Below are 26,198 nucleotides of genomic sequence, written 5' to 3' on the forward strand. Positions count from 1 at the left end.
TAAAATTTTATTATAATATAAATTTAATAATAACTTATTGGAGTGATAATGATTGTTAGATTGATCTCTTCTCTTGATGTTTTGCAAAAAACTGGAAGCTTGGCTGGGGGGGGGATACATAAAATGTCTTCTCAGTCGAATAATCTATTGGCAACAAATGATATTAAAAGTTTAAATTGTAGAAAAATTTTACTATCATTGTCTGTTATATCTTTTCTGCAAACTTGTGCTGATGCCAGTATAGTAACTGCTAGTGATAAAATTTCAAATGGAAGTGTTAGAATTGTTAAAGCTACTAATGTTTGTGATGCTAAGCAAGCAGATTGCACTATAAGTACTACTATTAATAATGGTATATCTATAGGTAGTAAAGAAAAAAATATAACTATAACTAGTGATGGAGTAGTAAAAGTTGAATCTAATACAGATTTGCCAAAACCAGCTATTACAGTTTCTGGCACGATTGGAAATATAAAAAATGAAGGGCTTATAAGTTCAAAATCTGCTGGTATTCGTATACAAGGAGCAAGTTCTTCTATTGATAATATAACTAATACAGGCACTATTGAAGGAGATAGAGGTATATATTTTGCAGGAGGAACGATAGGAAGTATTTATAATACAGGCGCTATTATAGCTAATTCAAATGAACTTGATTTTGATAGTCAAAGGCTTGGCGCTATTGTTGTTCAAAGAAGAGCACATATTTCAGATATTAATAATGGTGGTTTTATTTCTTTTAACAGTGGTAGTGGTATTGTAATAAACCAAGGGCAGGTGATACAAGAAAATTTTGAGATTAAAACGATTGCAAATTCAGGCACTATAAAATGGGATGGAACTAAAGAAAATTTATCATCTGATAAAATAGGAAATGGTATATATACTGAAAATATACACACGACAACTATTGGAAATATTGATAATTCTGGATTGATAGATGTGTATAATGGGATGTTTTTTGCATCAAATACCATAATAGAAACCATTAACAATACTGGAACTATTTTAGCTAAACAAGATGGTATTGTTTTGGGAGATGAAAGAAAAGTAGAACAAGATTCAAATGAATATAATATAAACATAAAAACCATTAATAACACCGGAATTATTTTAGCCGATCGCTATGGTGTATTTATAGAAAATTCAGAAAGTAAAAATCATATTGGAACAATTCAAGTAAGTGGGATTATTATAGGAAATAAGGCTGGTATTTATAACCAATCAGGTAGTATAGAAAATGTAATATTAGATAGTAATGCTATAATATCTGGAAAGACTGGTATTATCAATGAAGGAACATTGGGAAAAAGTAGTGATGATACCAAAAGCGATAATAATGCTATAAGTTTAAATGAAGCTACTATATCAGCTTCTATTGAGCATAAAGGAGAAATGATTCATGATTCAAATGGTAATGCTATTGACAATAAAGGAACGATATTAGGAAATATTGTTTTATCTAATAAGTCTAAAATTATTGGTGTTGTTAATAATGAAAAATTAATTCAAGGATCTATAAAACTGAATGATTCTTTTATTAATGCTATTGACAATAAAGGAACAATTGAAAATTCTATAGAATTAACAAAATCTCATATAGATAGTATCAGTAATACTGGAATGATCAAAGAAGGTTTAAAATTAGATAATAGTTCTGTAGATTATATTGAAAATTTTAAAACACTTTCTATTGAATTAGAGCAGTCTTCATCTGTTGGTAAAATCATTAACTTTAACGATGCTAAAATAGAAATTCATAATAATTCCAAGGTTGGTATTTTAGAGAATAAGCAAGGAAGTATTACTATAGATAAAGATGAAACTAGTTCTATAGATAATATCATTAATAGTGGAACAATAGAAAACTATTTTCAAAATAAAGATAAAATGGAAAATATTATCAATGATGAGGATGCTACTGTAACTGGCATACATAATCATGGAGTAATACAAGGAGGTATATTTAATAATGGAAATATTGATAAATCATTAGTAAATCAAGGAAATGTTGATACTATTTCAAATAATGGAAGCATAACAAGTATTGTAAATTGCCATTCAAATAAATGTAATAAAAATATGGATGATGTTGCTTATATAGATAATATACAAAATAATGAATTAACCACTTTTGATTTGAAAAATATATCAAGTATAAATCATATTTATAATCAAGAAAGAGCTAATATTTCAATAATTTATAATGATAGTAATATAGATAATATTTATAATATTGGAACTATAGGTGACGAAAAAACATCTCTTTTCGATGATAAAGTTTATGGTATTGTTAATAATGGCAATATTAATCAGTTAAAAAATGATGGTGTTATTTTTAATGGCATAGCAAATAAAGGAACTATTAAAATAGATAATACGGGCGTTATTTATGGAGGTATAGTAAATAGTGGAACTATTTTTTTAGATAATGCTCAAGATAAATATGGAGAAAAAGCTAGTATAGGAAAGAGTAGTCAAGGTTATCATCTTGAAAATAATAACAATGGTATAATTGAAATTAATGGGTGGTATTTTAATGCTCCTGAATATGAGAGTGAAAAAGATAGATTGGAAAATTCTATCGCTATTGGAGGGGATAATCTAGAAGGTATCCATTTAAATAAAATTTATATAAATACTGCCAATGTTGTGCAAGGTGCTATATATGATGGAAATACTTTTTTTACAGATTCAAATGGTGATATAAAAGGACATGAAATTAATGATGGAAAAGGTGTTAATGCTGATAGCATAGAAGATCCAACAGGATTATTTGATTTTGTAAATCTTGGTGGAGGAAAATATTCTACTCAATTAGATTTAAATGAGTTAAGTGGTGAAACTTTGGCTAAATCCATAATCTATTCTGCTAGATTGCGAAATATTAATATTTCTAATATTTTAAGAGAAACAAATTTTAAGAATTTTCAAACAGAATTTGATCAAGTATCAAGTATGGATTTAAGTACTGAAACTGAGGAATATGGAAATGATGCTGATTTATTAGCTGAATTAGAAGATATTTTTATCTTTAATAAAAACCCAAAAGCAACTAATTATTCTTTTTTAATCCCTTATTATAGTAATTTCTCTATAACAACAGGAGGTAATTCGAAAAGATTAAAAGGCAATACATTTGGTTTGGTAGGTGGAACTCAAAAAGAATTGCCAAATGATAATGGTGTTATAGGGTTTTATTTAGGACATGAAAAAAGTTCAAAAGAGCAAGCTTATCAAAGATTAAAATTTGACGATAAAAGTTATTATGGTGGTTTGACATATTATGGTGTGTTAGCAAGAAAAGGTATAGATCAATATTATATCAGTATTGATACTATTTTAGATTATACTGATACTATTTTAGATAAAACTTATAAAAACAATTCTGCACATGTAGGTAGCGATATTAAAACCTATGGCTATGGTATAGACATTAAAACAGGAGCTAATTATTATAATACATTAGATATTGCAAGAATTTCTCCTGAAATTGGCTTAAGTTATTATGGTATAAGCAATGAAAGTTTTTTCTTGAAACATTTTAATAATGCAAAGGAAACTTATAATGGAGAGCATTTTAACTTTGTAGACTTAAGTGCAGTTTTAAAAGTACATAAACCATGGAGTGATAAGCTTAAAACAAGTATCGTTGCAGGATCAATCATTAATTTATACAATGATGCAAAAGGTAGTATGAAGCTTGGCAAAAATAAAATTACAGCAGATATTGAAACATCTAAATATTACGGATTTGGACAGCTTGGTTTGTCTTATGCTATAGCCAAAAATGCTGAATTATCGTTAAATTATTCTGGTGTATTTACATTTAGCAATACTGCTTCACATTCAATGTTTTTTAAATTGGGTTTATGGTGGTAATAATATAAATAATTGATGTATATTGCAAAATTAATGAATTAAGTAATTTTTTGCCTAGTTTAATAAAGGATATACCAAAAAATGCTAGATAAGATTTTATATTATTATTTCAATGAAAATTATAGAAAGTGTTTAGAATATAGTGAGGCATACTTAAATCAAGATCTAAAAAATGCACTAGAATATGCGATGATATCATCGTTTAAACTAGGTGATTTTACAAATGCTTTGCATTATGCAAGGCAAATTTTTAACCTTTACCCTACAAGTTTTTATGGTTTAATGTATGCAAAAGCACTTTTGTCTAATAGATATTTTGAAGATGGTGTGAAATTATTGCAAGAGCTTTTAAAAAGAAAAGATGATTTGTTTGATGAACTTAGTTTGGAGCTTGCGTATGCATACCAAAGCATAGGTAATCTAGTCGAAGCGGAAAAATTATATCAAGTTGCTTTGGAAAAAGACTTGTATAATCTTGACTTATGGAAAAGCTATGCTGAGCTTTATTTTAAAAGTAATTTCACTAAAGCACTACAAGCACATGAGGAGCTTTGTAAATTTGCGCAAGTAATGATAGAAAAACTTCAAAATGGAGAATTAGTAGAAAAAAACCATATTCATAGTGCTAATTTGCAAGATAGACTACAGAAAAAAACACAAGAAAATCTAACGATTGTTAAGATTAATGAGTATCTTAATACACAAATTCTACCGCAAAAGGCTTATTTGCTTTTTAAACTTTTGAGATTAGAAGAATCTTTAAATTTATTTGCTTGCTTATGCGAATTTAATCAAAACAATGCACAATTTTGGCAAAATTATGCAAAGGCGCTCGAGCTTAGTTCTAACTACCAAGGTGCTTACAATGCATACCAAAAAGCCTTGAGTTTACATTCTCACGCGACTTATCAGTTTGATCTGGCGTATTTGTTAATGCGTATGGGTGAGAGTGATAACTTTGAAGAAGGTAAAAGGATATATGAAAGTAGACTTTTTTACGCACATAATGAAACTTTTTCTCCGTATCATTACAACAAAACTATTCAAGCTTTTAATAAAGAAGGTGTGCAAGCTTTTAAAGATAAAACGATTTTGGTTTTTTGTGAGCAAGGTTTTGGCGATACCATTATGTATGCAAGATGTTTAGAAAAACTTTGTCAAATTGCCTCTAAAGTTTTATTTGCCCCTCAAAGTGCTATGTATGAAATGTTTAAAAATCAAATCAAAGAAATTAACAAAAACAGTAAAGCATTTTTAAATTTAAAAGTTTTAAAAGACTTTCCAAAAGATTTTGACTATGCAATGCCAATTTGCTCTTTGCCTTTGTTGTGCGATATCAAGCTAGATGAAATTCCTAGACTAAAAACACCACTTATAAGTCTAGAAAAACCAAGCAATATAAAGAAAAAAATAGGTATTTTTTGGTTTACACCAAATGCAGCTCATTCGGATTTGTTAAGAAATGTAGAATTAGAATTTTTACTTAATGCCTTAAAAGATTTAGATTGTGAAATTGTTTCTTTTCAAGTGGAGAATGTTGGTTATTTTAACTTGCCTGATATAGTAGAAAATAGGGGAGAGGGTTTAAAAAACTGGGAAGATACTTTAAATCATTTAAAAGATATTGATTGTGTTGTGAGTATAGATAGTGCTATAGCTCATTTAGCTTTAGCTTTAGATATACCTACTACCGTGCTTTTAGCTCCTAGGTTTGATTGGCGTTGGGGTAAATTTGAAAATCCAAAGAGTTATTTTTGGTCTAAGGCAAATTTGCTTACATTTAATAATGAAGAAGATACTAAAAAAAGGTTGCAAAAATGGATTAAAAAGCAGTTCAATGTTTGATATTATCAAACATTGAATCTAAAATGCATTACATCGCCATCTTGCACGATATAGTCTTTTCCTTCAAGGCGTAGTTTTCCTGCTTCTTTAGCACCACTTTCGCCTTTGTAGGTAATATAATCTTCATAAGAGATTACTTCGGCTTTGATAAAACCTTTTTCAAAGTCATTATGGATCACACTTGCTGCTTTAGGTGCTTTCCAGCCTCTTTGTATAGTCCATGACCTTACTTCGATTTGCCCTGCAGTGAAATAACTAATTAAGTTTAGTTTAGAAAATGCAGTACGTATTACAACTTCTAAACCACTACTTTCTATACCCAAGGATTTTAAAAATTCATGGTTTTCCTCATCGCTTAAAGCTATCATTTCTTCTTCTATTTTAGAGCAAAGCTTGATCACTTCATGGCCGCATTTAGTGGCAAATTCTTTTAGATCTTTTACGAAGTCATTATCTTCTAAGAGTGAATTCTCATCAACATTGGCTCCATAGATGACTTCTTTGGCTGAAAGCAATCTTAGTTCTTTTATGAGTGCTTGATAAACTTCATTTTTATTTGGAAATGAGCTTGCACTATTGTTTTGGTTTAAATGTTCTAAGAGTTCATTTGCTAAGGCTAAGTTTTCTTTTGCACCTTTTTCATTTGCTTTTGCACTTTTAGCGAGTTTTTCTATTTTTTTGCTAAGTTGTTCTATATCTGCTAGTATAAGTTCTGTTTCTATGATTTGCACATCACGCACAGGATCAACATTACCTGCAACATGAGTGATATTTTCATCATCAAAACAACGCACGATATGTAAAATCATTTCTGTTTCGCGTATATTGGATAAAAATTTATTACCCAAACCCTCGCCTTTGCTAGCTCCTGCTACTAATCCTGCTATGTCTACGAATTCAATATTAGAGCGTATGATTTTTTGTGGATTTACAATCTTTGCTAGTTCTTTTAAGCGATGATCAGGCACAGGAACCACGGCTTTATTAGGTTCTATAGTACAAAATGGATAATTTGCACTTTCAGCATTTTGCGCTCTTGTGAGTGCATTAAAAGTGGTTGATTTTCCTACATTTGGAAGTCCAACTATACCAACTGATAAACTCATTTTTTATTCCTTGAAAGATAAAGTAAATATGAAAGGCACATTCTAACACCTGCTCCAGTTGCACCAAAGCTGTGATAACCCCAAGCTTTTTCTAAGTAAGCTGGTCCTGCGATATCTAAATGTAACCATTTGTCTTTGTATTCTTCTCTAATGAAAGAATTTAAAAATAATCCAGCAGTAATAGCCCCACCATAACGACTTGAAGAGGTATTGCTAATATCTGCTATATTTGATTTTATAAGCTCTTTTAAGTGAGGATTAAAATGTAAAATAGTAGCTAAATCTCCACTTTTTTTGCTTACCTTGTAAAATTCGTTTTGCAAGTCTTCGTTGTTGCCCATGATGGCACTAGTATACTCTCCAAGCCCAACAACGCACGCGCCTGTTAAAGTAGCTAAATCGATAAGTAAATCAGGCTTAAGATCTTGGGCAAGTGAAAGACAATCTGCTAAAACCAATCTTCCTTCAGCATCTGTATTTCTCACTTCGATGCTCACACCTTCTCTTGAAATAAGCACATCATCAGGCTTGTAAGCATTTCCACCTATCATATTTTCAGTTGCACCAATGATAGAATGAACTTCTATATCAAGGTTTAACTCACTTGCACCTTTAATAATAGCCATTGCAGCTGCACCACCACTTTTGTCTGATTTCATCGTTAGCATGTAATCAGCAGGTTTTAGACTAAGCCCACCACTATCATAAGTTAGCCCTTTACCTACAAACACTACTTTCATTTTTGGATTTTGTGGTTTATAAGAAAGATGAATGAGTTTTGGGGGATGGATTGAAGCGCGATTTACTGCTAAAAATGCTTGCATTTTTTCTTGTTCTAAAAAATCACTTTCATAAATTTTACATGAAATATTAGAATTATTTTGGCTCAGCTCAAGTGCATCTTCAGCCATTTTAGCAGGAGTATAAATTTGTGGGATTTCATTAACAATATTTTTTGCAAAATCACACGCGTTAGAAAAAACTTGACCGTAGTTTATGCCTATGCAAGCTTCCTCTAGATTATATGTTTTATCATTAATTTCATCTTTTGTAATGAAGATATTTTCTAATTTACTTAAACTTGGTTCTTTTTTGTATTTGTTAAATTCATAAGCACCAAAAGTAAATCCTTGAATCATGGCATTGAAGCTATTTACTACACATTTTCCTATGACACTTTTTGTTTTTACACTTTGAATTTCAAGTTTTTTTAAAGCTTTATATGCATTTGCAAAAGCAAGTCTTATATCTTCATATTCTAAGCTTTTAAGTTCGCTATAAAGAATTTTATTTTGCATATCTATACAAATTCCTTCACCTTTATAGTTTGAAAGCTTGAAAAGTTCTTGACTTTGAGTGTATTTTTCTATTTTTTTATCTTGTGTTAAAATGATTTCAAAATCAGCATTTATAGAGCTGATATTTTCCTCTATAAAATTAAAAGTCATTTTCTAGTCCTTTTTGTAAGTATTGATTTTTCTATTTGTTTCATTCCAAAAAATAATGTTAGTAAGAAAGAAACTATAATAGGTATGGCAAAATACCAGTGATTTCCTGCCCATTCAACAGCTAGCCAAATTTCTTTACCGAAAAACCAAGCAAGTAAAATAGTTATCGCAGCCCAAGCCCAAGCGCTAATGAGATTGATAAAAGCAAATTTTCTTGCACTATAGCGTGTAAGTCCTATACTCATAGGAATGATAGTTCTAAAACCATACATATATCTTTGTATGAAAATAATAGGCCAACCAAAACGCTGTAAAAGTAAATGTGCTATGGCAAATTTACGCCTTTGGGTGCGAAGTTTTTTTTGAATGTATTTTTTATTATATCTTCCTATATAAAAGTATATTTGATCGCCTACAAAGCCACCTAAGCCCGCTATGAAAATAATAAGTCCTAAATTTACATGGCCTTCATGTGCAAAAATACCTGCTAAAATTAATGCAAGTTCTCCTTCAAGTATGCACCATAAAAATACAATAATATAAGCCCAATTTTTATAATCATACAAAAGTTGTTTTAAAAATTCTTCCATTTTATACCTCTAAAACACTATAAACAGAAGTTAATTTAGCTAATTCTTTAGCACCATCTAGATCTTTTAATTCTAGTAAAAAACAAGCTTCAATACACTTTGCATTGAGTTTTTCTATAAGTTTGACAGCAGCGATAGCTGTACCACCTGTAGCGATAAGATCATCTATAAGTAAAACATTTGCTTTTTGATTATTAAAAGCATCGATATGAATTTCTATAGTATCACTACCATATTCTAGACTATATGATTCTTGTATGCATTTTGATGGAAGTTTTCCAGGTTTTCTTATAGGCACAAAAGGAAGTTTTAGTCTAGCGCTTAAGGCGGCTCCAAAAATAAAACCTCTACTTTCTATACCAACGATATAATCAAGCTTTGTGCTTTGATATTTTTCAACTAAATGATCCATTAAAAATGCAAATGCTTCTTTGTTGTTTAATAAAGTAGTAATATCTCTAAAAATAATCCCTTCTTTTGGAAAATCCTTAATAGATCTGATACTATCTAGTAAATATTTTTTATCTTGCTCTTTTATCATAATAATGCCTCTATTTTTGCTTCTAGTTCTTTGATTCTCTGTCTTAATTTTTCATTTTCGATACGATATTGTGAATTTCTTGTTCTAAGAGAGGTTAGATCTGCTTTACTTTTATTTAATTCTTCGGTTAAAATATCTATATTTCCTAAACTTCTTTGAAGTTGCACTTGTAATTTTCTAATAACAATTTCAGTATCATCAAGGTTGTTTTTTATAAATTCTTTTGCCACTTTTTCTTTATGGAGTAGGGTTTTATAATAAAGTAGCATAATAGTCATATAAATACTAACACAAATTAATACAGTTAATACAAGCCAACTTAAGATCATAATCTTTCCTCTATTTTACTAATTCTTATGTGATGTCTTCCACCACTAAAAGAAGTGTTGATAAAAATTGATATGATTTCAAAAGTCATATCTATTCCAGTTAATCTAGCTCCCAAAGCTAAAACATTTGCATCGTTATGTTCTCTTGAAAGTTTAGCACTTAATGGTTCATTACATAAGGCACAACGTATATTCTTATGGCGATTTGCTGCTATGCTCATACCAATGCCTGAACCACATACTAAAATTCCAAAACTTTTTTCATTGATTTTAGAGCTTAATAAATGCGCATAATCAGGATAATCACAACGATCATCACTAAAAGGTCCTAAATCTTCAAAAACGATGTTTTTTTCTTGTAAAAATTTCGTGATTTCTTGCTTTAAAGTAAAACCAGCATGATCACTTGCAATATAAATTTTTTCTCTTAACATTTAGCATTCACTTTATCATTTTTTGGAATTTTAAAGTATTAATTTTATCATATTTAATTAAAATTTTTCTTTCTTATATATAATTATTTTTTTATATTTTCAAATATTTATTTGATATGATAACAATAATTATTTAAGGTAAAAAATGAAGCTTATATTGATTGGTTCTTCAACAGGCGGCCCAAGCCAACTAAAGTTTTTACTAAATGATGTAGAATTGAAAGATTGTGCATTGGTGATCGCTCAGCATATGAATCCAGCTTTTATTCCTTCTTTTGTAAATCAGTTTAACAAAGAAGCATTGAGCGAGGTGATTATACCAAGTGATAAGGAAGTTTTGAAAAATAAAATTTATATTTGTCAAAGAAATATGATTTTAAGTGGTAATAATACCTTAACATTAAATACTACAGATGAAGTTAGTAGTTTTAATCCAGGAATTGATGTGTTATTTAATTCTGCTGTAAATCTTTGTAAATACCATAAGATTTTAGCCTTAATTATGACAGGAATGGGTGATGATGGTGCTAAGTCTTTGTTTGAACTTTATAAGGCTGGTGTGAGATGTTTATGTGAAAATGAAGCAGATTCTATAGTGTATGGTATGCCTAAAAAAGCTAGGGATACTAACCCAAATTTAAAGCCGATGAGTTTAATAGAACTCAAAAAAGAAATAATACATTTTATCAAATCATAGGATGGAAAGATGATAAAAATTACAGAAAATGAAATGAGTGATTTTATAAAAATAGTAGAACAAATAAGTGGAAATAATCTTAATACTAAAAAAGATATTTTATCTATAAAACTTCCTAAATTTTTACAAGAATTAGGTTTAAGTAATCTTAATGAATTAAATGAAAAAGTGCAGTTCCAAAGAAATTTAAAACAAGAAACTATGGATTTTATTACAGTTTGCGAGACTTATTTTTTTAGAGAATTAGAGCAATTAAAAGACGTAATTTATTACATAAAATCTCTTGATCGTCCTGTAAATGTGCTTTGTGCTCCATGTTCAAGTGGTGAGGAAGTGTATTCTTTAGCAATTTTAGCAAGTGAAAATTTCATCAAAGGTATGAATATAATTGGTATTGATATCAATAAAAAAATGATAGATAAATGCAATGAAATGATATATTCAGAGCGTTCAGTAGCTAGATTAAACACTGTGCAAAAAACACGTTATTTTGATATAAAAGATAGAATGTATCATCTTAAAAAAGAAGCCTTGGTTTGCAGATGTCGTTTTGAACTTTGTAATGTTTTTGATGATTTATTATTTAAGCTTGGAAAATTTGATGTGATTTTTTCAAGAAATATGATGATTTACTTTGATCAAGATTTCAAAATAAGACTAATGGAACGTTTTCATAGGATGTTAAATAGAGAGGGTAGAATTTACCCAGGAAAATCAGATCTTGTACCTGAAACAGCTTATTTTGATAAGAACTTTTCAGCAGGTGGGGTTTATTATTCTAAGGTGGATTAGTTATATTTTTTATTAAACCACCACCAATAAATCGCTGCAAAGACAAAACATACTCCTAAACCAAAAGTAAAATGGCTTAATTTTACTCCATAAAATTCAAATAAATATCCTGTTGAAAAAGCAACAATTGCACTAAAAGTTAAATATACCATATCATTATAAGCGATTACTCTACCATAGTATCTTTTATCGCAATCATTTTGCAAAAGTGTGTAGGTATAGCTCCATAAAGATGAAGTACAAAAACCTGCCATTACTAAGCCTATAAAGGCAAGATAAAAGTTAAATTGCAAGCAAGCCCAAAGCATTATACCTATACCTTGTGCTAGGTATAAATACACTAAAGTATTTTTGTTGATATAAGGACTAAGCACATAAGGACCTATGAGTAAAGATATGGCTCTTATGGCATTAGAAAATCCTATAGCTAAAGGTATGGAAATAACTTTAGCGTATTCATATTCTGCTAAAAGAGTGATTAAAACATCATAAGCAGTTATCCCTACAACCCCATGAAGTAAAATCAAATGAATGATTTTTTTATTGCTAAATATATAAGTTAAACCTTCTTTGATTAGTATAAAAAGATTATTTTGTGTGGTGTTTTTTTCATCAGGTAAGATTAAAGTTTTAAGTACAAGTATAGCACAAAATAACATTAAGGTGTCAGCTATGAAAGCTGGTTTTACTCCAAAAAGATCTATAAAAAGTCCTGCTACACCCATACCTAAAGCATATGATACAGCCCATATAATACTATGAAGCTCATTACCGAGTTTTAGTTCTTGTTGGGTTAAAATTTTAGGTAAAACAGACATTTCTGTTTGAAAATACATGCTTGCAACAGCCATACGTACAAAAGTTAAAAAATACAAAAACCAAAGCATTGTTAGGGAGTTAATAAAAATTAACATAAAAATAGAAATCATCTCAATGCTAATCATTGTTAGTAATAAATTCTTAGGCTTAAACCTATCTACTATAACCCCATTTATGGGTGCAAGTATAATAGAAGGCAAAAAAATAAAAATAGCTGAAAAACCTATGATATTTGCAGGTGCTTGAAGCTCTTTGGTTAAAAGAGTAAAAACTCCAACTTGGGAAAACCATGCACCAAAATAACTTATAAATTGCACTATTGCTAAAAGGCGAAATGTTTTATTATTTTGAAGTAAAGACCTATATGTCATGAATATCCTATGAATTAAGTATGAAATTTAAAGTATTTGATTATATCGTTTTTAAGATTATTTTACATTTAAATGATATAATAGTTTTTTTATAAAAAAGGTTTGAAAATGAGTAGATTAAGCAAAAAAGAAGCATTAAATTTGCTTCAAAATGCACCTTTGTATGAATTAGGTGCAATGGCTTATGAGAAAAAAATACAACTACATCCTGAGAAAATAACTACTTTCGTAGTAGATAGAAATATAAATTATACGAATGTTTGCTGTATTGATTGTGCTTTTTGTGCTTTTTGTAGAAAAGAAAAAGATGATGATTCTTATATTTTAAAATATGAAGAAATAGGACAAAAAATAGAAGAACTACAAGCTATTGGAGGCACTCAAATTTTATTTCAAGGCGGGGTGCATCCAAAGCTTAAAATAGAATGGTATGAAGATTTACTTTCTTATATAAAAAATAATTATCCTTCTATCACTGTGCATGGGTTTTCAGCGGTAGAGATAGCTTATATAGCAAGAGTTTCTAAAATTACTATAGAAGATGTTTTAAAAAGATTACAAGTTAAGGGGCTTTTTTCTATACCTGGAGCGGGTGCTGAAGTATTAAGTGATAGAGTAAGAGATATTATAGCACCACACAAATGCGACACAGCTACTTGGCTTAGGGTGCATGAGAGTGCACATAATATAGGTATGAAAAGTACTGCTACAATGATGTTTGGTACGGTTGAGAGCGAAGAGGAAATCATCGAGCATTTTGATCATTTAAGAAATTTACAAGATAAAACAAATGGCTTTAGAGCTTTTATTTTATGGTCATTTCAAAGTGAAAATACACCTTTGATTGAAAAACATCCTGAAATTATCAAACAAAGTTCTAATAGGTATCTAAGATTATTAGCCTTAGCAAGATTGTATTTGGATAATTTTAAAAATTTACAAAGTTCTTGGGTGACACAAGGCTCTTTAATAGGTCAACTTGCTTTGCAGTTTGGGGCAAATGATCTAGGTTCGACTATGATGGAGGAAAATGTCGTGGCTGCAGCTGGTGCAAAATATAGAATGAATCAAGAGCAGATGATAGAGCTTATAAAAGATATAGGAGAATTACCTGCCAAACGCGATACTGCTTATAATATTTTAGAAAGGTTTTGATGTTAAATTTAGACTGCAATGATACTAAAATAGACATAATATATGAGTATGAAAACGAGCTTCCTATAATATTTTTTAAGCTCATTTTTAAAAATAGTGGAAAAATAGCAGAAAAACACAATAGAGGTTGTGCAAGTATGCTTGCAAGATTATTAAATGAAGGAAGTAATGATGAGTTTTTTAAAAGCTTAGAAAACCGTGCTATAGAGCTTTATGCTAAGGCTAGTTTTGAGCATTTTCAAATTAGTATTAAATGCTTAAAAGAACATTTTGATTTTGCTGTGGAAAAATTAGAAGAATTATTGCTTAATGTGTGTTTTGAGGAAAAAATTTTGCATAGATTAAAAACTTTAGCCTTAGGTGAACTTGCAAGTTTAAATACTGATTATGATTATCAAGCAAAAAGACTTTTAAATAAGAATGTTTTTAAAGATGAAATTTTTGCTAGTGGTCTTGATGGAACTAAAGAAAGTATAGAAAAGATTAGCTTAAAAGAATTGCAAGATTTTATGGGTGAAAATTTGGTGCTTGATAATACTTTATTTGTTTTTGGCGGAGATATTAAAGAAGATGAAATAAAGATTAAAGTAGAAAAAATTTGCCAAATTTTAAAAAGAAATATCCCAAATCAAAATAAAAGTTACAAACTCATTGATGAGAGTATAGAAGTAAGTGAGCAAAAAAGCACCGAGCAAGCTTATATATACTTTTGCTCTCCATTTAATATGCAAATTAATGATGAGAAAATGTATTTAGCTAAACTTGCTTTATTTATCTTGGGTCAAGGTGGTTTTGGTTCACGATTGATGGAAGAGGTTCGTGTAAAAAGAGGTTTGGCTTATTCAGCGTATACAATGCTTGATATAAATTTAAATTATAGTAGAGTTTTTGGATATTTACAAACTAAAAATGAAAGTTCTAATGAAGCTAAAACTTTAGTTAAGGAAGTTTTTGAAAACTTTGTCCAAAATGGAGTAAGTGAAAAGGAATTTCAATTAGCTAAGCAATTTTTAGTTGATTCTATGCCTTTAAGGTATGAAAGCTTGGCTAAAAGACTAGATATAATGCTAAATGAGTATTTACATGGCTTAAAACTTGGAAATTTAAAAGAAGAAATGCAAAAGATTAAAAACGCTACTTTAGATGAGTTAAATGACTTTATCAAAGTACATAATGAAATCACCAAAGTGAGTTTTGCAAGTATAGAAAATGAAAGTTGAAGAAAAGGACTTAAAACTACTTCATGCTCTAGGGGTTAAAAATTGTATTGATTTGGCTTTGATTTTACCTAAAAAATTTGATGATTTTAGAATTTCAAAGTTTCCAAAAGATACATTTTGCACCCAAAATGTAAAAATTATCAGTACGCAAAATCATCACTCTCAACTTTTCATGCTTTGTGAATGTTTAGAATGGGGCATAAAAGCAAATATAGTGATTTTTCATCCCAATAAATGGCATTTTAAAATTTTTAAACATAATGCTTTGGTCTGTATCCATGCAAAGATGAATTTTTTTAATGGAATTTGGCAGTTTATAAACCCAAAAATAGTAAAAAACACAGGTCAAATAGTCCCTAAATATCAAATTAGCTCTATTAAAGATGAAAGCATAAAAAAACTTATTTCAAAGTATGTCAATGAAGCCAACTTAAAAGCACTAAATTTAGAACAAAAATATATTAATTTGCTTTTAAATTTACATAATTATGATGATTTAACTTTTTATGAAAATTTTAATACCATAGTTAAAGACTTAAAATATATAGAAATTTTTAATCATCTAAGGCGTTTAAAGGGTAAAAAAATATCACAAAATGCTTATGAGATAGAACTTTTTGATATAAACTCTTGGCTTAAAGGTTTAGAATTTAGCCCTACATATGATCAGCTTTTAGCGATAGAAGATATCAAAAAAGACTTACAAAATAAAGTCGCTAAAAGGCGCGTGGTAATGGGCGATGTGGGTTGTGGTAAGACTTTGGTTATACTTGCTGCGAGTTTGCTTGTGTATCCAAAAAAGGCTATTTTAATGGCTCCAACTAGTATATTAGCAGAGCAAATTTATCATGAAGCTAAGAGGCTTTTGCCTGATTTTGTTAATGTATTGCTTTTAAAAGGTGGTAAAAAAGATAAAGATTTAACAAAATTAAAAGAACAAGCCCATTTTATCATAGGTACACATGCACTCATTCATCAAGAGGATTATGAAGCAGTTTTAGTTATGATAGATGAGCAACACCGCTTTGGCTCTAATCAAAGACAAAAAATAAGTGAGCTTAGCAAAAACTCTCAATATGCTCCACATATTGTGCAATTTTCCGCTACACCTATACCAAGAACACTTTCTATGATACAAAGTGAGCTTGTAAATTTTAGTTTTATCAAACAAATGCCTTTTAAAAAAGACATTAAGACTTTTTGTATACAAGATAAGGATTTTAAATATTTGCTTAAAAAAATCGATGACGAACTTGCTAAAAATCACCAAGCAATCATCATTTATCCTTTGATAAATGAAAGTGAAAATATAGATTATTTATCACTAGAACAAGCACAAGAATACTGGATAAACAAATATAAAAATGTTTATATAACCCATGGTAAAGATAAAAATAAAGATCAAATTTTACAAGAATTTAGAGAAAAGGGCACGATTTTACTTTCTACGACTGTGGTTGAAGTGGGGATTTCTTTACCAAGACTTAGTGTGATTGTAATAGTTGGGGCTGAAAGATTAGGACTTGCTACATTACATCAGCTTCGAGGTAGGGTTGGTAGAGTGGGGCTTGAGAGCTTTTGTTACTTATATACTAAGCAAAAAGAAATTCCAAGTCGTTTGCTTGAATTTGCTAAAACTTTAGATGGATTTAAAATAGCCGAGCTTGATTTAAAAAACAGGCTAAGCGGGGACTTACTAGATGGTAGAGTGCAACATGGCAATCATTTTAAATTTTTTGACTTTGCAGATGATGAAGAGCTAGTTTTAAAAGCAAAAGAAAGTATAAAAAACATGGAAAAAGAAAATGGATAAACATTTTGAAATTTTAATTTCTAAAGGCAAGAAAAAACATTTTAGCAAAGGGAATATTTTATTTTTTCAAGGTGAAAAAGCAAATAAAATTTATATTTTACTAAGTGGAAAAGTGCGTATATACAAAGTTAATGTAAAAGGCTTTGAGTTAACACTTCACACTTTAACTCCGGTAAATTTTATAGCCGAAATGCCTGTGTTTGAAGGTATTGATTACCCAGCTAATGCTATTTGTGAGCAAGATTGTGAAATTTGCGTTTTTGATTTTGATGAATTTAAAAAATTATGTTTAGAAAATGGGGAATTTAGCTTTTTGCTTTTGACTTCTTTAATTGATAAAATTCGAATTTTAGAAAATTTTATTCGACAAAAATCTTTGGATTTAAAGTCAAGATTAGTCAGCTTTTTGCTAGAAAATGAAGAAAAACTACAAAATTTAAAACAAAAAGAAATTGCTGTGATTTTAAATTTGCCCCCAGAATCTTTGTCACGTTTTTTGAAAGAATTAAAACAAAATGAGCTTATTTGCACAAATAAAGGTAAAATAGTAATTTTAAATAAAGAGAAAATGCAAAATTTAATTAAGTCTTTTTAAGTCTTATTTGTTACAATATTGTATTTAAAGTATGGAAGGTTTTATGGATTTTGATTTTTTAGTCAAGTTTAGCCCCATGTTTATACAAGCTTCTTGGCTTACATTAAAACTTGCTATTTACGGGGTATTTTTTTCATTTTTGGTAGGTTTATTTTGTGTAGGAGTAAGTTATTTTAAAATTTCATTTTTAAACGCAATTTGTAAATTTTATATAGAATTTTCAAGAAATACACCTTTGTTAATCCAGCTTTTCTTCTTATATTATGCCTTACCTGAATTTGGGATACGTCTTAGTTCTTTTGTTTGTGCTGTGATAGGACTTAGTTTTTTAGGTGGTTCTTATATGGCCGAGAGTTTAAGAGCGGGTATGGAAGCGGTAAAAAAACAACAGTATGAATCAGGACTTTCTTTGGGTTTGAGCCAATGGCAAAATTTCTGTTATGTTATCATGCCTCAAGCTTTGGGTATAGCCATGTCAAGCATTAGTGCAAATATCATTTTTTTACTTAAAGAAACATCGGTTGTAAGTATTATCGCTTTAGCAGATTTAGTGTATGTAGCTAAAGATCTTATAGGGCTTTATTATAAAAGCAATGAAGCTTTATTTGCTTTGGTGCTTTGTTATTTGATCTTGATTTTACCTTTATCTTTGGTGTTAAACCGCATAGAAAAAAGGTTAAACTATGTTTGAAATTTTAAATCAAGATACCTTTTTTAGACTAGCACAAGGTTTAAAGGTTGCTTTAGAGCTTTCGTTAATTAGTGTTTTGATTTCACTCATAGGAGGAGTATTTTTTGGAATTTTAATGCATTCTAAAAATAAAATCCTTTATGTTTTTTGTCGTTTTATGCTTGAGTTTGTGCGTATTATGCCTTTGATTGTTTGGCTTTTTATAGTGCATTTTGGTTTAGCAAAATGGTTTGGATGGCATTTGAGTGCTTTGGGTTCAAGTATTGTTGTTTTTAGTATTTGGGGTGTGTTTGAGATGATGGATTTAGTTAGATCATCTTTAGCGAGTATACCAAAACATCAGTATGAATCAGGATTTTCCTTAGGTTTTAATAAATTTGAAGTTTATTTTTTTATCATTATACCTTTATCTTTAAGAAGATTGTTGCCAATGAGTATTAATCTTTTTACAAGAATTATTAAAAGTACTTCTGTAATTTATCTAATTGGCGGTATAGAGCTTATTAAGGTGGGTCAACAAGTGATCGAGCTTAATCTATTTCAAAATTCTCACACGTCTTTTGTGATTTATGGTTTGATTTTATTGATTTATTTTATACTTTGTTATCCTTTATCGGTGTATTCAAAGTTTTTAGAGAAAAAATGGAGCTAATATGAGCATTTTAAAAATACAAAATTTACAAAAATACTATGACAATCATCATGTTTTAAAAGATATAAATTTAGAAGTAAGTCAAAAAGAAGTAGTGGTGATACTTGGTCCAAGTGGTTGTGGGAAATCTACACTTTTAAGATGTATTAATGGTCTAGAAGAAATGGCTGATGGGACTATTTTGGTAGATGATGAAAAAATTGATAAAAATTATAAAAAATGGACTCAAATTCGCCAAAAAATAGGTATGGTATTTCAATCTTATGAGCTTTTTGATCATTTAAATGTTGAACAAAATATACTTTTAGGGCCTTTAAAGGTGCAAAAAAGAAACAAAGAAGAGGTTTTAGAAGAAGCTAGATACTGGCTTGATAGAGTAGGGCTTTTGTATAAATTAAAAGCTTATCCTAAAGAGTTAAGTGGTGGACAAAAACAGCGTATAGCTATAGTTAGAAGCCTTTGTATGAATCCTGAAATCATGCTTTTTGATGAAGTTACAGCAGCGCTTGACCCTGAAATTGTGCGTGAAGTTTTAGATGTGATTTTAAATTTAGCAAAAGATGGTATGACTATGCTTATAGTTACACATGAAATGGGTTTTGCAAGAGCGGTTGCTGATAAGATAGTTTTTATGGATGAGGGAAAGATAGTCGAAATTTCAGATCCGAAGGAATTTTTTGAAAATCCAAAGACAGATCGTGCGAAAAAATTTCTCAATTTGTTCGATTTTCATCGTTGATATTATTTTTTTAAATATTTATTTAAAAAAATAATATAAGGTTTAAAAATTTAAATTTTTAACATAAGGATAAAACATGAAAAAAATTTTTCTTTTATCATTTTTGATGACACTTTTTTTTAGTGCATGTTCAAATTCAAGCTCTAATGAAAATTCCATAGAAAAAATCAAACAGCAAGGTGTGATCCGCATAGGTGTATTCGGTGATAAACCTCCATTTGGTTACCTAGATGCACAAGGAAAAAATCAAGGTTATGATGTATATTTTGCTAAACGCATTACAAAAGAGCTTTTAGGAGATGAGTCTAAAGTGCAATTTGTTTTGGTTGAAGCAGCAAATAGGGTTGAGTTTTTAGAGTCAAATAAAGTAGATTTAATCTTAGCAAATTTTACAAAAACTCCAGAAAGAGAAGCTGTGGTTGATTTTGCACTACCTTACATGAAAGTAGCGCTTGGGGTTGTAGCTCCTAAAAATTCAGATATTAAAACTGTAGATGATTTAAAAAATAAAACTTTAATCATCAATAAAGGCACCACAGCGGATGCGTATTTTACAAAAAACATGCCAGAAATTAAAACCATTAAATTTGATCAAAATACAGAGACTTTTGCAGCTTTAATTGGAAAAAGAGGTGATGCATTAAGCCATGATAATGCATTGCTTTTTGCTTGGGCTAAAGAAAATCCAAATTTTGAAGTAGTGATTAAAGAACTTGGAAATCATGATGTTATAGCTCCTGCTGTAAAAAAAGGCGATGAAGCTATGCTGAAATTTATCAATGATTTGATTTTAAAATTACAAAATGAGCAATTTTTCCACAAAGCTTATGATGAAACTTTAAAGCCATTCTTTAGCGATGATATAAAAGCTGATGATGTGGTAATTGAAGGTGGCAAAATTTAATAATGCAAAAAGCTTTTAAAAATACCATCTATGCTTCTTTAGGTGGTATTTTAGAATTTTATGATTTTGTTTTATTTATCTTCTTTGCAAGTGTTTTTGCAAAAATCTTCTTTCCTCAAAATGATGACTTTTGGCCTTTAGTGAATACTTATATTGCTTTTGGAGCAGGATACTTAGCTAGACCTTTTGGAGCTGTTATAATGGCACATTTTGCAGATACTAAAGGTCGAAAAAATGTTTTTTATATCAGCATGCTTTTGATGGTGATACCTAGTTTTATTTTAGCGTTTTTACCGACATATGAAAGCATAGGTTTATTTACTACTTTTTGTCTTTTTGCGATACGAATTTCTCAGGGATTAGCCATTGGTGCTGAAGTAAGTGGAGCATGGATTTTTGTGAGTGAGTTTGTAAGTAAAAAAAGGATAGGCTTAGCTCTTGGTTTTATTTCAGCGACTTTAACTTTAGGTTTATTGCTTGGAAATTTAGCTACTTTGATGGTATATGAATTTTTTACCCAAGAAGAGGTAGAAGTTTATGCTTGGAGAATTCCTTTTATTATTGGAGGATTTTTTGGAATTTTGAGTTTATTTTTAAGAAATAAGCTAAGTGAAACTCCAGAATTTCAAAAACTCAAACAGTCTAAAACACTTTTGAAATTCCCACTTAAAAATGCGATAAAAACTCACAAGTTAAGCATGTTGGTTTGTATGCTTGAAACTATTGTATTGACGAGTGGGGTGGCAACTTTAATGATACTGCCTCAGTATTTTGAAGATTTATTAAATGTAAGTAAAAATACTACATTGTATTATCAAAATCTTGCCATTATTGCTGTGATTTTTGGCGCTTTGGTGCAAGGTTTTTTAAGTGATATTTTTGGTGCTTTTAAAACTTGTATAGTTTTTAGTGTTGCCTTGGGGTTATTTGGATTTTTATTTAGTTTTTATAATGATAATTTTATATATTTTTACTTATTAGCTTGTTTTGCGCAAGGTATTATAAGTTTTGCCCCTATTTTTATGACCCAAATTTTTAATGTAGAAATAAGATCAAGTGGACTTTCTTTTGCATATAATATCTCATATGCATTGTTTGGATTTGTTACACCTTTATTGATCAATGCTATTTATAAAGAATATATGTTTGTTTATATGATTTTTGTGATGCTAGTAAGTTTTGTGAGTATGGTATTGGTTTTTAAAATTTTAAAGAGTAGATCTTATAGTGCTTTGTAGCACTATAAGATTTTACCACCATAAACCTGCTTTTAAATAAACAGCATGTGATCTTGTTTTGGTATTGAAAACACCACCATAATTTAATGATAAGTCGATATTGTTTGCTATTGCATAAGAAAGTCCAACTTGGGTGTAGGTAAACCATTTTGCTGTAGAAATGTCTTCTTCGTTTTTGTAATCTGCTAGTTGTATAGTAGTGCTATCAGCATCATTATAAAGGTTGATCAAGCCGCCTACTGAAATAGTTGAGCGTACTTTATCACTCCATGGCTTTTGCCATTTTACTGCCATAGTGGTATCTAAAAAATTAATTTGTGATGCATAATAATGCTCTTTTAATCCATTGATATGTCTTATAGAGAAATTTTTAAAGCTCATACCTTGATAATTTAAACCAATCTCCGGCGAAAGCATTGAAATGTTTGCTGTGTCATAAAGGTTAACACCTATTTTGATATCACCACCATAGCTAAATGATTTAGAGTTTGATTTTGCTGATTCGGGTAGTAGTTTGTATTTTTTATCGATATCAATTTGAGTGTAGTCAAATTTAGTTCCAGCGCTTATAAAAAATTCTTTAATACCATCTCGTGCAAAAATATTATAATAGTTTAAACCACCATAATAAGTTGTATCATCAAAACTAAGTCTTTGTGTACTTTGAACTCTATCTGCGCCTTCATAGCCAAGATATACGCCTAGTATGCCATCATCGCTTGATAATTTTTTTTGAACCCCTGCTAAAATACCGCTAGTGTGGTTTTTGATTTCGCCTAGACTTGGGCTTATGTTGATGGTTGAGTAACTATGATAAGGAATGGCAAAGGTAAAATACTCGCTATCGTAGTTTTTGTGTGTTAGAAAAGTTTGATCAAGTTCGTTGATCAAGTCAGCGTTATTGCCATAACTTTCATTGTGTTTTGAGTTATTCATATTATCTACTTGGCTAAAATCTGTTCCAAATGTTTTACCATTGATATCTTTTAGCATATTTGAGATATTGATCGCTCTTAATCTTGCAGAGTAGATAGATGATTTTATTAAGGTTTTACCTGATGTTTCATTATTGTTTATCTTGACTTTATATTGTCCTTTTTCTCCAGTGCGAACAAAATCAAAAAGCCCTGTAATGTCTTCGAGGTTATTAATGGTAATACCTTGCCCGTTATTAACTTTATCACCTATGGCTTGTCCATTTTTATCTGCAACAAAGGTGTTAGAATCATACACCACATTAACTTTAGTTGTAGAGACAACAACTTTTTCTACATGAATTCCATTAATATCCCCATCAACGATAATGGAGTTTTCTTTTCTTTCTTCGTTTGTAGCATACTCTGTGTCATCAAAAAACCAACCTTTGATATTGGTAGTTGCACCTTTTTTGTTTTGAATATGATAACCATTGGTTTTACCTAAATTTCCATTAAAACCTTTATGGCTATTTGTTGGGGTTGGGGTGAAGTTGTTGATGTTTACTGTGCCTTCTTTATTAATAATACCACCTTTGATATTGCCATGGTTGGTAATGTTGATACTTCCACCCTCATTGTTAATGCTTGTTAAAATCGTGCCTGTATTTACAAATTCTTGGATGTTTCCTTTGCTTGTGATAGATTTAATGCTTCCACTATTTACAAGAGTATTCATATCTCCATCAATACTAAAATCATTTTTAATCGTACCTGTGTTAACAAAATCTTGGATATTTCCTTTACTTACAACAGAGTTTATATTTCCTGCATTTGCAAAAGAAATCATGTTTCCATTAATGTTAAAATCATTTTCAATCGTGCCTGTATTTACAAATTCTTGGATGTTTCCTTTGCTTGTGATAGATTTAATGCTTCCACTATTTACAAGAGTATTCATATCTCCATCAATACTAAAACCATTTTTAATCGTACCGGTGTTGGTAAAGTCTTTAGTATTTCCTTTGCTTGCAACAGAGTTTATATTTCCTGTATTTGCAAAAGAAATCATGTTTCCATTAATGTTAAAATCATTTTCAATCGTGCCTGTATTTACAAATTCTTGGATGTTTCCTTTGCTTGTGATGTCTTTGACATATCCTGTGTTTGCTAAGTAATTAACATTGCCTTGTTCTTGTATAGAAATACCTTCTTTAATAGTTCCATTGTTGATAATATTTTGCGTGTGAGAGTTTTTACCTAGATTGATATTTTTTTCGATTATGCCATCATTAATGATATTGGTGATTTTTGCATTGTTTTGAATGTTTTCTTTGATAGAGCCTATATTATGAATTGTATCTATAAAACCATCGTTTTTGATATGCCCTTTGATGGTTCCTTCATTGTATGCTAGGTAGATTGTGCCTTGATTTTCTATAGATTTTAAGGAGGCTTTTTTGTTGTTGTGTATTGTAGAGATCATTGCTTCTTGGTTTGAGTTGAAAATACTTCCATTGATAGTAGAGTTGTTATAAATTCCAGATTGCTCTCCTGATATTACACCTTGGTTGGAGATGTTACCATCAATTAGGTTATTGTTAAAAATACCATATTTTTTACCTAATATAGATGCATTGATACCTAAAGAGATATTGCCATATATTTGACCGTTATTTAATATACCAGAGTGCTTTATGCCTTGTATGGAACCACTTTGTAGATCAATACTAGTTTTTTTGTTATTTTTATCGCCTATGATTGATTCGTTATTGATACCATTTTGACCACCTTGGATGAGTGAATTACCCTTAAGTGTGATATCTTTGATCGCTGTTGATTTGCTTTTATCTTTACTTTTTTGAAGATAGATACCATTGGCATTTTCGCCTATGATATTTCCACTATTGATGATATTTTCGATATTAAATTTATCAGATCCATTGCCGTTGCTTGCGATGTTAATCCCGTTGTTTTTTCCATAGATAAGATTTTCATTTTGGATAGATTTTATACTAGTTTCAAGATTATTTGTAGAATCTTTATTGAACTTTAATTCTATACCATCTTTAGCACCGTGAATATTTCCTTTGTTATGGATATTATCTATACTAGCACCTGTATTGACGACAATAGCACTGTTTTTTATAGAGCTAATTTCGCCTGTATTGTCAATGGTATTGATACTTGAGTGAGTGTAGTAAAAATCGCTATATAAGCCTATACCTGCTTCTGTTGTTCCTTGTATGATCCCATTATTGCTAATTTGATCAATACTTCCACCATGGATGTATACGCCTTTAGCTCCTTTTATAATACCATTTGCTTGATTGATTATACTATCTATTTTTGCTGTTTTTCCAGATACCTCAATGCCAGAGTGAGCATACCATGGACCTTGATACTCTCCTGTTCCTATAATCTGTCCTGAATTAACCAAACTTCCAAGTTGAGACTTATCGGAGACTTTGATGCCATTTGCACCTTGTATTTTTCCTTGATTATTAAGATGATTAATTTTAGTATTTTCTTGTAGTTCAATACCTACTTCATTTGTGATAATGTTTGCATTTTTATAGTTGATGATAGTATTTATTTGAGAATTTTCTCTATATAGCTTAATACCTTTCATGGCTTGAATGTTTCCATGATTATGAATGTTATCAACTGTACTGTTGCTGTGTACCTCTATACCTGCGTGTTTGCCTTTTATATTGCCATGGTTGTTAATGGAACCTACGCTAGAATTATTAGTAACATCTATACCGTATTTACCACCATGGATTAACCCATGGTTGTTAATGGTGTCAACTTTTGAGTTATGAGTGATATCAATAGCCACTTCTTTATCACCTTTAATGGTGCCATTGTTGTTGATATTATTTACTGTTGAACCATTGGAAATTTCTATACCATCTTTTCTTCCAATGATAAAACTATCGTATTTATTGTCAATATTTGTAACATGAGAATTGTTGTTGATACTGATACCATTTTTGTTACTTGAGAGTATTTTAGAGTTATTTTCTATACTAACACCAGTTTTTTTGTCAATGGTGATAGCATCACTGTTGCGTTTATCAACTTCTATGCTTCCATTGAACCCAATAATGATTTTTTGATTGTTGTCGGGTTTTATAGTAGAGGTGCATTTTTGATTAATGTCAATAATGCTGTTTGCAAAGCAAAGATCAATTGCATAAATATTATTTACCAATGCCATACTCAAAATTAGAACTGATTTACGCTTTGATAAAATGTTGTAATTTTTCATGTAAATATTCCTTAGTTTTTTAAAATTACTAAATTAAACTTTAATAATTATATAATAAATTTTATTAAAAGAATATTAGTGCTATTTTACAGTAAAAATACACTGGGATGAATTTTTATATAATTTAAATTTGCTATAATTATATTTTA

The 26,198-nt window shown here is 29.8% G+C and carries 21 protein-coding genes; 13 read left to right on the plus strand and 8 right to left on the minus strand.

What is annotated here, in order from left to right:
- The first annotated feature begins 48 nt into the window (after positions 1-48).
- Positions 49-3,882 carry an autotransporter outer membrane beta-barrel domain-containing protein gene (locus CSUB8523_RS04060; protein ID WP_043019705.1) on the plus strand — a complete coding sequence of 1,278 codons (3,834 nt, stop codon included), beginning with the start codon at positions 49-51 and terminating at the stop codon, positions 3,880-3,882.
- A gap of 81 nt (positions 3,883-3,963) precedes the next feature.
- Positions 3,964-5,727 carry a hypothetical protein gene (locus tag CSUB8523_RS04065; RefSeq protein WP_043019706.1) on the plus strand — a complete coding sequence of 588 codons (1,764 nt, stop codon included), beginning with the start codon at positions 3,964-3,966 and terminating at the stop codon, positions 5,725-5,727.
- Positions 5,728-5,732: 5 nt separating this feature from the next.
- On the opposite strand, the gene ychF is transcribed toward CSUB8523_RS04065, so the two are convergent.
- From ychF to rpiB, 6 genes are read right to left on the minus strand one after another with little or no spacing between them, the layout of a single operon-like run.
- Positions 5,733-6,833: a redox-regulated ATPase YchF gene (gene ychF / locus CSUB8523_RS04070; RefSeq protein ID WP_043019707.1), complete on the minus strand. Its 1,101-nt coding sequence runs from the start codon at positions 6,831-6,833 to the stop codon at positions 5,733-5,735.
- Positions 6,830-8,281, minus strand: a complete 1,452-nt coding sequence (locus tag CSUB8523_RS04075) for a leucyl aminopeptidase (protein WP_043019708.1) — start codon at positions 8,279-8,281, stop codon at positions 6,830-6,832. Before CSUB8523_RS04075 ends, ychF begins: the two co-directional genes overlap by 4 nt.
- Positions 8,278-8,871 carry a DedA family protein gene (locus CSUB8523_RS04080; protein ID WP_039663479.1) on the minus strand — a complete coding sequence of 198 codons (594 nt, stop codon included), beginning with the start codon at positions 8,869-8,871 and terminating at the stop codon, positions 8,278-8,280. The genes CSUB8523_RS04075 and CSUB8523_RS04080 overlap by 4 nt, the downstream gene beginning before the upstream one ends.
- 1 nt (position 8,872) lies before the next feature.
- Positions 8,873-9,418 carry an adenine phosphoribosyltransferase gene (gene apt, locus CSUB8523_RS04085; RefSeq protein WP_167333043.1) on the minus strand — a complete coding sequence of 182 codons (546 nt, stop codon included), beginning with the start codon at positions 9,416-9,418 and terminating at the stop codon, positions 8,873-8,875.
- Complete coding sequence (locus tag CSUB8523_RS04090; protein WP_039618138.1) at positions 9,409-9,741, minus strand: hypothetical protein; 333 nt, start codon at positions 9,739-9,741, stop codon at positions 9,409-9,411. Before CSUB8523_RS04090 ends, apt begins: the two co-directional genes overlap by 10 nt.
- Positions 9,738-10,175: a ribose 5-phosphate isomerase B gene (gene rpiB / locus CSUB8523_RS04095; protein WP_043019709.1), complete on the minus strand. Its 438-nt coding sequence runs from the start codon at positions 10,173-10,175 to the stop codon at positions 9,738-9,740. Before rpiB ends, CSUB8523_RS04090 begins: the two co-directional genes overlap by 4 nt.
- Before the next feature lie 145 nt (positions 10,176-10,320).
- On the opposite strand from rpiB, the gene CSUB8523_RS04100 reads away from it, so the two are divergent.
- Together CSUB8523_RS04100 and CSUB8523_RS04105 are read left to right on the plus strand one after the other, a co-directional pair.
- Positions 10,321-10,872: an MCP protein-glutamate methylesterase gene (locus CSUB8523_RS04100; RefSeq protein WP_039663489.1), complete on the plus strand. Its 552-nt coding sequence runs from the start codon at positions 10,321-10,323 to the stop codon at positions 10,870-10,872.
- A 9-nt stretch (positions 10,873-10,881) separates the two neighbouring features.
- On the plus strand, positions 10,882-11,664 hold the full coding sequence (locus CSUB8523_RS04105; RefSeq protein ID WP_043019710.1) for a CheR family methyltransferase: 783 nt from the start codon (positions 10,882-10,884) through the stop codon (positions 11,662-11,664).
- On the opposite strand, the gene CSUB8523_RS04110 is transcribed toward CSUB8523_RS04105, so the two are convergent.
- Entirely contained in the window at positions 11,661-12,854 is a 1,194-nt protein-coding gene (locus CSUB8523_RS04110) for an MFS transporter (protein ID WP_039663494.1), read from the minus strand. The two genes, CSUB8523_RS04105 and CSUB8523_RS04110, sit on opposite strands and share 4 nt — an antisense overlap.
- 108 nt (positions 12,855-12,962) lie before the next feature.
- Here CSUB8523_RS04110 and CSUB8523_RS04115 point away from each other — a divergent pair, with 108 nt between their 5' ends.
- The 9 genes from CSUB8523_RS04115 to CSUB8523_RS04155 all read left to right on the plus strand — a co-directional run bounded on the left by CSUB8523_RS04115 (position 12,963) and on the right by CSUB8523_RS04155 (position 21,861).
- A complete protein-coding gene (locus CSUB8523_RS04115; protein WP_039663496.1) occupies positions 12,963-14,009 on the plus strand; it encodes a dehypoxanthine futalosine cyclase in 1,047 nt (348 codons plus the stop codon).
- Complete coding sequence (locus CSUB8523_RS04120) at positions 14,009-15,229, plus strand: M16 family metallopeptidase (protein ID WP_043019711.1); 1,221 nt, start codon at positions 14,009-14,011, stop codon at positions 15,227-15,229. Before CSUB8523_RS04115 ends, CSUB8523_RS04120 begins: the two co-directional genes overlap by 1 nt.
- Positions 15,219-17,042: an ATP-dependent DNA helicase RecG gene (gene recG / locus CSUB8523_RS04125; RefSeq protein WP_043019712.1), complete on the plus strand. Its 1,824-nt coding sequence runs from the start codon at positions 15,219-15,221 to the stop codon at positions 17,040-17,042. The genes CSUB8523_RS04120 and recG overlap by 11 nt, the downstream gene beginning before the upstream one ends.
- Positions 17,035-17,637: a nitrosative stress-response regulator, Crp/Fnr family gene (locus CSUB8523_RS04130; protein WP_039663502.1), complete on the plus strand. Its 603-nt coding sequence runs from the start codon at positions 17,035-17,037 to the stop codon at positions 17,635-17,637. Before recG ends, CSUB8523_RS04130 begins: the two co-directional genes overlap by 8 nt.
- 43 nt (positions 17,638-17,680) lie before the next feature.
- Positions 17,681-18,328 (plus strand): amino acid ABC transporter permease, encoded by a 648-nt coding sequence (locus tag CSUB8523_RS04135; protein ID WP_043019713.1) that lies wholly within the window; start codon positions 17,681-17,683, stop codon positions 18,326-18,328.
- Complete coding sequence (locus CSUB8523_RS04140) at positions 18,321-18,980, plus strand: amino acid ABC transporter permease (protein ID WP_043019714.1); 660 nt, start codon at positions 18,321-18,323, stop codon at positions 18,978-18,980. Before CSUB8523_RS04135 ends, CSUB8523_RS04140 begins: the two co-directional genes overlap by 8 nt.
- A gap of 1 nt (position 18,981) precedes the next feature.
- Positions 18,982-19,719 carry a pathogenesis-associated glutamine ABC transporter, ATP-binding protein gene (locus CSUB8523_RS04145; protein WP_043019715.1) on the plus strand — a complete coding sequence of 246 codons (738 nt, stop codon included), beginning with the start codon at positions 18,982-18,984 and terminating at the stop codon, positions 19,717-19,719.
- Between the two features lie 106 nt (positions 19,720-19,825).
- Positions 19,826-20,623, plus strand: coding sequence for a cysteine ABC transporter substrate-binding protein (locus tag CSUB8523_RS04150; protein WP_392389817.1), 798 nt, complete (start codon positions 19,826-19,828; stop codon positions 20,621-20,623).
- A gap of 2 nt (positions 20,624-20,625) precedes the next feature.
- Complete coding sequence (locus CSUB8523_RS04155; protein WP_043019717.1) at positions 20,626-21,861, plus strand: MFS transporter; 1,236 nt, start codon at positions 20,626-20,628, stop codon at positions 21,859-21,861.
- 12 nt (positions 21,862-21,873) lie between these two features.
- Here the strand turns inward: CSUB8523_RS04155 and CSUB8523_RS04160 are convergent, their stop codons facing one another.
- Positions 21,874-26,049: an autotransporter domain protein gene (locus CSUB8523_RS04160; RefSeq protein WP_043019718.1), complete on the minus strand. Its 4,176-nt coding sequence runs from the start codon at positions 26,047-26,049 to the stop codon at positions 21,874-21,876.
- Between the last annotated feature and the right edge of the window lie 149 nt (positions 26,050-26,198).

This window comes from Campylobacter subantarcticus LMG 24377 (genome assembly GCF_000816305.1).
Taxonomy (GTDB): Bacteria; Campylobacterota; Campylobacteria; order Campylobacterales; family Campylobacteraceae; genus Campylobacter_D; species Campylobacter_D subantarcticus.

Excerpts from the sequence above, each read along its gene's own strand:
- CSUB8523_RS04105 (WP_043019710.1), top strand. The coding sequence starts at position 10,882 with ATGATAAAAATTACAGAAAATGAAATGAGTGATTTTATAAAAATAGTA.
- CSUB8523_RS04145 (WP_043019715.1), top strand. The coding sequence starts at position 18,982 with ATGAGCATTTTAAAAATACAAAATTTACAAAAATACTATGACAATCAT.
- CSUB8523_RS04130 (WP_039663502.1), top strand. The coding sequence starts at position 17,035 with ATGGATAAACATTTTGAAATTTTAATTTCTAAAGGCAAGAAAAAACAT.
- CSUB8523_RS04110 (WP_039663494.1), bottom strand. The coding sequence starts at position 12,854 with ATGACATATAGGTCTTTACTTCAAAATAATAAAACATTTCGCCTTTTA.
- CSUB8523_RS04160 (WP_043019718.1), bottom strand. The coding sequence starts at position 26,049 with ATGAAAAATTACAACATTTTATCAAAGCGTAAATCAGTTCTAATTTTG.
- CSUB8523_RS04135 (WP_043019713.1), top strand. The coding sequence starts at position 17,681 with ATGGATTTTGATTTTTTAGTCAAGTTTAGCCCCATGTTTATACAAGCT.
- CSUB8523_RS04150 (WP_392389817.1), top strand. The coding sequence starts at position 19,826 with ATGACACTTTTTTTTAGTGCATGTTCAAATTCAAGCTCTAATGAAAAT.
- recG (WP_043019712.1), top strand. The coding sequence starts at position 15,219 with ATGAAAGTTGAAGAAAAGGACTTAAAACTACTTCATGCTCTAGGGGTT.
- CSUB8523_RS04090 (WP_039618138.1), bottom strand. The coding sequence starts at position 9,741 with ATGATCTTAAGTTGGCTTGTATTAACTGTATTAATTTGTGTTAGTATT.
- ychF (WP_043019707.1), bottom strand. The coding sequence starts at position 6,833 with ATGAGTTTATCAGTTGGTATAGTTGGACTTCCAAATGTAGGAAAATCA.
- CSUB8523_RS04100 (WP_039663489.1), top strand. The coding sequence starts at position 10,321 with ATGAAGCTTATATTGATTGGTTCTTCAACAGGCGGCCCAAGCCAACTA.
- CSUB8523_RS04075 (WP_043019708.1), bottom strand. The coding sequence starts at position 8,281 with ATGACTTTTAATTTTATAGAGGAAAATATCAGCTCTATAAATGCTGAT.
- rpiB (WP_043019709.1), bottom strand. The coding sequence starts at position 10,175 with ATGTTAAGAGAAAAAATTTATATTGCAAGTGATCATGCTGGTTTTACT.
- CSUB8523_RS04120 (WP_043019711.1), top strand. The coding sequence starts at position 14,009 with ATGTTAAATTTAGACTGCAATGATACTAAAATAGACATAATATATGAG.
- CSUB8523_RS04140 (WP_043019714.1), top strand. The coding sequence starts at position 18,321 with ATGTTTGAAATTTTAAATCAAGATACCTTTTTTAGACTAGCACAAGGT.
- CSUB8523_RS04155 (WP_043019717.1), top strand. The coding sequence starts at position 20,626 with ATGCAAAAAGCTTTTAAAAATACCATCTATGCTTCTTTAGGTGGTATT.
- CSUB8523_RS04060 (WP_043019705.1), top strand. The coding sequence starts at position 49 with ATGATTGTTAGATTGATCTCTTCTCTTGATGTTTTGCAAAAAACTGGA.
- CSUB8523_RS04115 (WP_039663496.1), top strand. The coding sequence starts at position 12,963 with ATGAGTAGATTAAGCAAAAAAGAAGCATTAAATTTGCTTCAAAATGCA.
- CSUB8523_RS04065 (WP_043019706.1), top strand. The coding sequence starts at position 3,964 with ATGCTAGATAAGATTTTATATTATTATTTCAATGAAAATTATAGAAAG.
- CSUB8523_RS04080 (WP_039663479.1), bottom strand. The coding sequence starts at position 8,871 with ATGGAAGAATTTTTAAAACAACTTTTGTATGATTATAAAAATTGGGCT.